The sequence below is a fragment of the Pontimicrobium sp. MEBiC01747 genome, from assembly GCF_053601635.1.
In genome coordinates this window covers 1-6,911 of the sequence record NZ_JBSHNS010000384.1, presented here as the reverse complement: position 1 = coordinate 6,911, position 6,911 = coordinate 1, and the positions used below count along the sequence as shown (strand labels likewise).

Genomic DNA, 6,911 nt, shown 5'->3' with positions numbered 1-6,911 from the left:
TTTTGTTAAATTATTCTCTTCTTTTCCATAAAGAACACTTGGTAAAGCTTCACTTGTTCCTAAAATATATTCGTAACCGTTTGTTTTTCCATAACCTTTAACAAAATCTTTAACCTTAACAATTACAGAATCTATTTCTGCTCTATATTGTTGTTGTAATTGTTGTTGCTCGAACTGCATTTGTTGCTGCAAAATTTGCTGCTTCTGCCCTAGTTCTTGTTCTTGTTCTTGTTTAGACTTTGCACTCATTCTAGTTTTTTCAGCATTGTATTTTTGAACTTCAAACTGAAAAGCTTTTCCTATACTATCTGCTCTTTTTTTAAATGCTTCTTCTTTAGTTTTAAATTTTTCTTCAATGTCTTTTTTTTCCTGGTATTCATTAATAACTTCTCCGCTATCAAGATATCCTATTTTTTGTTCTTGACATGATGCAAATATTAAAAGTGCAAACGTTGCTAAAATTAAATTCTTCATTTTTATATTTTTTAGTGTGGCGCAAAAATATAAAAGATAAGACTATTATTATGCAACTAAATATGTTGAAATAACAATCATAAGAATTTATTATAACTTAAATAAAGACTAATAAGAATTATTTATAAAAAACAAGCTCATATAAAGCGTTTTAAGCGCTTTTTAAAAAAGACTAATGCAATATGGCTTTTAACAACAAAAACACGCTATAAAACTTATTTAAAATAATTTTTAATCGTTTTTTATTACATAAATTAGTGAAGAATACTCTCCAGAGCGTTTCGCCTTTACATTTGATCTTAAACCAACTAAAAAAGCGTTAAAAGGATTCATCCTTTTATTTTTATATTTTTCGGAAAGCAGACTTACATAAAACGCATCGAAAATCATTGGTAGTGTTTTTACAACTTTCATGTTCTCTTTTTGAAAGAGTCTTTTTATTGCCGTTTGCGAAAAATGCCAAAGGTGCCTTGGCACATCGTAAGCTGCCCAAAAGTTTTTATAATAGCTAGCATCGTAACTTTTATAATTAGGTACAGCTATTACCAAAGTTCCTTCTGGTTTTAATAATCTTTTAAAAAGTGAGACTTGTTCTTTTAAATTAGGTAAGTGTTCTAAAACATGCCAAAGTGTAATAACATCGAAAGTATGGTCTTCAAATTTTGAAAGTTGATTGGTGTTATAAATTGTATTTCCTGTTATTGAATTAGCAATTGCTCTTGCATCTTTATCTGGTTCTACTCCATAAATAGACCAACCATTATCTTTAGCCACTTTTAAAAAAGCACCTGTTCCACAACCTATATCTAAAAGTGTTTTGTCTTTAGGTTGAAAAGACTCTATTAGTTTTAATTTCTTCTTTAGCGAAATCTCACGAACTTTATGATAGACTTTCTCGAAAATGTTACGTTTAGAATTTGTGTGCGAAATATAATCTTCACTTTTATAATAACCTGGTAAATCTTCAACCGAAGGTTTAGGTGTTGTTTCTAAATAATCGTATTCAGTATTATGAATTAATTGAAAGTCTTCTCCTGATACAGAATAATCTTTTACTGTAATATATGTGTTTTGTGTTTTGTTCACGAACTTAAAATGCTTTTTGCATTAATTAAAATTAGTACCTAAAATTCATAATTCTAAATTAGTTCTCGATACAATTCCGATAATAATCGGAATCACTCGAACTGACATTAACTTTTATTCTTACTTATAAATTGTCAACGTATTATTATCGATTATTTTTTGATACTTCAAATTTATGATTTGTTTTTATATTTTTTAAAACATAATCGATAAATCCTTGGGTAAATTTACCTGTAAAAATAATAGAGTACTGTTTGTCTTTTATGTCAAAAAAATCAAGATAAACCTCTTTTTGAATATTCAGGATTACCAAATTGAAATCCCTTTATATGTTCTGTTTCGAAATTATTAAGATAATCTTTATATCCTTTTGCCATTATTAGTTCTTTAAATCTCATTAGAGAATATCTAACTAAAACATCTTTATTAGAATCATACCATTTAACATCATCGGGTGTGAAATTAAAAACATGTTTAACTTAATTATAATTCGTAGATATGTTATGCTTGTTAAAGTAGTCTTTAAATACTTTCTCATCAATACCTTTATATATATCACTAATGTGTTTAATAAAATCTAAACCAACAATATCTGAACTATACTTTTACTATAGTAGTACTGTCTATAAAACTGATAACTTTCGCTTTTCTATTTACTAATGAATTGTATACTACTTTTTGGGTTATAGGAACTTTAAAGTCTAAATTTTTTAAAGAGAATTTATTACTAGAATCAGCTTGGTTTTTATAGTTTTCAAAATCAATTTTGCTTGCTATTTTATATGTTGAGATTCCTGGTTTTTGTGTATACTCAAAACACCTTTAGTGCATTGTAGAAAGTATATATTTTATTAAGTACTACTATAATTAAAACACCAATTATTATAAATAATATTCTCCTATAGACTTTCATAATATTAACCTTAGTGCTTTTTCACAAGCACAAATAAACAGCAATTTACATCTAAATAAAAATAAAAAACTCGAATATCCACGAAGTGTTCCACGTGGAACCTTTATACAAAAACAGAGATTGATTAATAACTTAACACATGTATTCAATCTCTATTAAGCAAAAAAACTGTTATAGTTGCAAATCAAAAAAAGCAGTTAAAAAGGTTTTTTTAACACCTGTTTTCAACTGCTCAATTTAAATTTTATCCTGTAATTATCTTCCCATAAAAACCAAAAGCACTGAAATATCACTTGGTGAAACTCCACTTACTCTTGAGGCTTGAGAAATGGTTACGGGCTGAATTTTATTTAGTTTTTCTCTTGCTTCTAAACTCATAGATTTCAGTTTTGAGTAATCGAAATTTGGCGGGATTTTTATATTTTCTAAGCGAGTCAATTTATCAGCGTTATTCTTTTCTTTATCTATATACCCAGAATATTTTACTTGAATTTCTGTTTGCTCTAGCACTTCCCTATCCAAATTCTGTTCTACAATATAATCTTCAACGGCTTTAAACTTACGCACATCTTCCATCTCTATGTTTGGTCTTGCAAATAGCTTAAACATTTTTCCTTGCTGTTTAACTGTTGCAGATCCTTTAGCTTCTAAAACAGGGTTTGCTTCTTCTGGCTTAACGCTTGTATCCTTAAAGAATTTTACAAATTGCTCTGATTGCGCTTGCTTTTTTTCCATTCTTCGCAAACGATTTTCACTAGCTAATCCTAAATTGTATCCTTTTGGTGTTAGCCTAAAATCTGCATTATCTTGTCTAAGCAGTGTTCTATACTCTGCCCGCGACGTAAACATTCTATATGGTTCTTCTGTACCTTTTGTAATTAAATCGTCTATTAAAACACCTATATAAGCTTCGTTTCGCTGTAATATAAATGCTTCTCTTTCTTGTACTTTTAAAGCTGCATTTATTCCAGCCATTAATCCTTGAGATGCTGCTTCTTCGTACCCTGTTGTACCGTTAATCTGCCCAGCAAAAAACAAACCTTCTACTAGTTTAGTTTCTAGTGTATGCTTTAATTGTGTTGGCGGAAAATAATCGTACTCTATTGCATATCCTGGTCTAAAGAATTTTACATTTTCGAACCCGGCTACAGAACGCATCGCTTTAAATTGAACATCTTCTGGAAGCGATGTAGAGAATCCGTTTACATAAACCTCAACCGTATTCCAGCCTTCTGGCTCTACAAATAATTGATGTCTATCTTTATCTGCAAACCTGTTTATTTTATCTTCTATAGATGGGCAATATCTTGGCCCTAAACTTTTAATTCTACCATTAAACATTGGCGAACGATCAAAGCCTTCTCTTAACAAATCATGAACCGTTTCGCTTGTGTAAGTCATGTAACACGAGCGTTGTTTTTTCAATGGTTTGGTTATATCTAAATACGAAAATTTTTCTGGTGTAACATCTCCTGGTTGTTCTATCATTTTAGAATAATCTAAAGACCGACCATCTACTCTTGGTGGCGTTCCTGTTTTCATTCTTCCTGATTCGAAGCCTAAATCTACTAACTGCTCAGTAATTCCCGTTGCTGCTTTTTCTCCTGCTCTACCGCCACCAAAGTTTTTATCTCCAATATGTATTAAGCCGTTTAAAAAGGTGCCATTTGTAAGTACTACTGTTTTTGCTTTTACTTCTATTCCAAGAGAGGTTTTTACTCCTGTTACTTTTCCGTTTTCAACGATAAGCCCAGCAACCATTTCTTGATAGAAATCTAAGTTTTTAGTTTGTTCTAAAAGTAATCTCCAGTCTTCAGCAAATCGCATTCTATCGCTTTGCACCCTAGGACTCCACATTGCTGGTCCTTTAGATTTGTTAAGCATTTTAAATTGTATAGCAGACGTATCACTTACAATTCCTGAGTAGCCTCCTAACGCATCTATTTCTCTTACAATTTGTCCTTTTGCTATTCCTCCCATTGCTGGGTTGCAAGACATCTGCGCAATGTTTTGAAGATTCATTGTAATCAACAATGTTTTACTTCCCATGTTTGCGGCTGCAGCTGCGGCTTCACTTCCTGCGTGTCCTGCTCCTACAACTATTACATCATATACTTCGTTAAACATAACTATTATGATTTTACAACAGCGTGTTTAATTTGTATTAGACACGCTATTGTTTTATAATTTTAAATATTTAATTAGGGTTTTGTTATACACAAACTCCATTGTTCCACGTGGAACGTTTTTGTTTCACGTTTTAGAATTTGCAAATATACGTCGAATTAGTTAATTCTCTTTTAAGACGTTAAGGTAGAAATTTTCCTTTGTTCTCATCTCATCTGCTTCTGCTTCAGTTTTATCTTTATATCCACAGTAGTGTAATACGCCATGAACGATAACACGATGTAGTTCTTCTTCAAAAGAATTATCAAAATCTTTAGCATTATCCGCTACTCTTTCTGTAGAAATAAAAATATCCCCTTGTAGTTCTTTTCCTACAGAATAATCAAAACTTATAATATCTGTAAGGGTATCATGTTTTAAGAATTCTACATTTAATTTGTGTAAATACTCATCGTCACAGAATACGTAATTTATTTCTTGCTCTCTACAATTTTCGGATGCTATTACATTAGATATCCATTTAGATATTTTCTCTTCGTTTGGTAACGTAAATTTGTTTTCGTAATTAAAGCTAATCATTATTCTGCTTAAAATAGTCTTGTACTTTCTTTTTATAAACTTGCTGCAAAGGTAGTGTTTGCTTGTTCAAAATTTCGGTAGTATTAAAATATTCTTTTGCTTTTGGGATTTGATTTCGTGTTGTGTTACTGTATTCTTTTTTATTGGTTGTAGATTTTCGCTTGGTATCTTGCCCTTGATGAAATGTTGCTTTTTCTAGTTTTAGTAATTGGTGTTGTAGATTCATCATTTTAGATAATGTTTCATTTGTAAACCCTTTATTTATTAAATCTAGTTCTACATCTTCCATTTCTTTAAGTAGTTTTTTGGCATCTCCGCCTACACCTTTACCATTCAATTTATCTTGTAATAGTTTTTCTTCTAGCGCCATTCGTATTTGCTGTTGCTGCTGGTAAATTTTATAAAGTTCTCCGTTTATATCTTCATTAAATCCATCTGAGCCTTCTTGCTTACCTCCTTTACCTTCTCCATTACTGTTTCCATTTTCGCCTTCTTTACCATCTTTTCCTTTACCGTTCTTGCCTTTTTTTCCTTTTCCCTTTTTTCCTTCTTCTCCATCTTTACCTTCTTTTTTCCCTTTGCCTTGCTTCTCTCCTTCTTCTCCAGGTTTGCCTCCGGGTTTGTCTCCTTCTCCTTCTTGCGGGTTGCCTTCTTTGCTCTTTTTCATGCCTTCTTTCATCATTTCATTAAGCTGTTCTTGGCTCATAATAATATCTGGCAAAGGAACATCTCCTTGTCCTTGTCCAGGCGATGGCATTCCCATTTGGTCTTGCATATTATCCATTGTATTACTTAAAAAGTCTGCCAAGTTATTTGCTGATGTTACTGCATATTGCTGTGCGGCTACACCTTGATATATATTATTTTCTGCTAGCTGCGCCATGGCTTTATCTACATTAAAATAAACTTCGGATATTTCCTTGTTTACTTGTTCAGATATTTTTGGTTGTCTTAATGATAATGCAAAAAGGCTATCGTCTATATGCTCAAAATGCGAACGTAATTCTTTTTGTTTTCTTAAATATTGTGCGTACTCGTTATGGTTTACTTCTATGCTTTTAAATTGATTCATTATGGCTTCTTCATCGAAAGAGAATACAACCAAGTTATCTAATATTTGCCTTAATGTTTCTATATCTTCTTGCAATGCTTCGTCTCCACCTGCTCCACCAGCACTCATTTGTAATTGCATTTTTTGGCTCATTTGTTTCATTTTTTGAGCGGCCTTCTTTTGACTCTTTTTTGCCTCTGCATTTTTTTTGTCTTGTTCTTGCTGGTCTTGTGCTTGTTCTTTTTGCTCTAATGCTTCAGATGCTTTTTGTTGTTCTTGCTTTATTGTGTCTTCGTTATTTTCGTTTCTTGGCAACTTCATAGGCTTTTTTAGCGACTTGTTTTCTTTATCTAATGCCTTAAGTTGTTTCTGTATGTCTTCAAACTTTTTATTAAGCTCGTCTTGCTTTTCTTTAGTGTTTTCTTTTGGCGTTTTTTGTGCTAACGAGTCTTGTTGCTTTGCTAGCTTGTCTAACTCATTTCCTATTTTCTCCATTTTCTTACTTACATAATAACGTTTAGTAAGTTCAAGCATTTGCTCTAAGCTTCTTTTTTGATTTTTATTTTGCTTTGCTAATTTTTCAAGTTTTTGAGCTAATTCTTCTTTGTTTATTTTTTCGGTAAGCTTTTCTAGTTCTTTTAATAGTTTTTCATCCTTTTTAAGTTGCTCTTCGTTTTCTTT

General features: G+C 31.4%; 5 protein-coding genes and 1 pseudogene. All 6 read right to left on the bottom strand.

Annotated features, from left to right (window positions below; translation table 11 throughout):
- On the bottom strand, positions 1–474 hold a 474-nt coding region (locus tag ACVC2P_RS12460), incomplete at its 3' end, for an OmpH family outer membrane protein (RefSeq protein WP_452598794.1).
- 231 nt (positions 475–705) lie between these two features.
- Positions 706–1,560: a class I SAM-dependent methyltransferase gene (locus ACVC2P_RS12455; RefSeq protein WP_452598793.1), complete on the bottom strand. Its 855-nt coding sequence runs from the start codon at positions 1,558–1,560 to the stop codon at positions 706–708.
- A gap of 275 nt (positions 1,561–1,835) precedes the next feature.
- Complete coding sequence (locus ACVC2P_RS12450) at positions 1,836–1,958, bottom strand: hypothetical protein (RefSeq protein WP_452598792.1); 123 nt, start codon at positions 1,956–1,958, stop codon at positions 1,836–1,838.
- A 770-nt stretch (positions 1,959–2,728) separates the two neighbouring features.
- Complete coding sequence (mnmG, locus tag ACVC2P_RS12445; protein WP_452598791.1) at positions 2,729–4,600, bottom strand: tRNA uridine-5-carboxymethylaminomethyl(34) synthesis enzyme MnmG; 1,872 nt, start codon at positions 4,598–4,600, stop codon at positions 2,729–2,731.
- 162 nt (positions 4,601–4,762) lie between these two features.
- The gene (ybeY, locus tag ACVC2P_RS12440) at positions 4,763–5,179 is read right to left on the bottom strand and encodes an rRNA maturation RNase YbeY (RefSeq protein WP_452598790.1); all 417 of its coding nucleotides are present in this window, start codon (positions 5,177–5,179) and stop codon (positions 4,763–4,765) included.
- Positions 5,172–6,911, bottom strand: a pseudogene (locus tag ACVC2P_RS12435) (hypothetical protein); the annotation flags it as partial. The pseudogene ACVC2P_RS12435 and the gene ybeY, both read right to left, overlap by 8 nt.

Bases quoted from the DNA above. Each gene is read 5' to 3' on its own strand.
- ACVC2P_RS12450 (WP_452598792.1), bottom strand. From the start codon at position 1,958: ATGAGATTTAAAGAACTAATAATGGCAAAAGGATATAAAGATTATCTT.
- mnmG (WP_452598791.1), bottom strand. From the start codon at position 4,600: ATGTTTAACGAAGTATATGATGTAATAGTTGTAGGAGCAGGACACGCA.
- ybeY (WP_452598790.1), bottom strand. From the start codon at position 5,179: ATGATTAGCTTTAATTACGAAAACAAATTTACGTTACCAAACGAAGAG.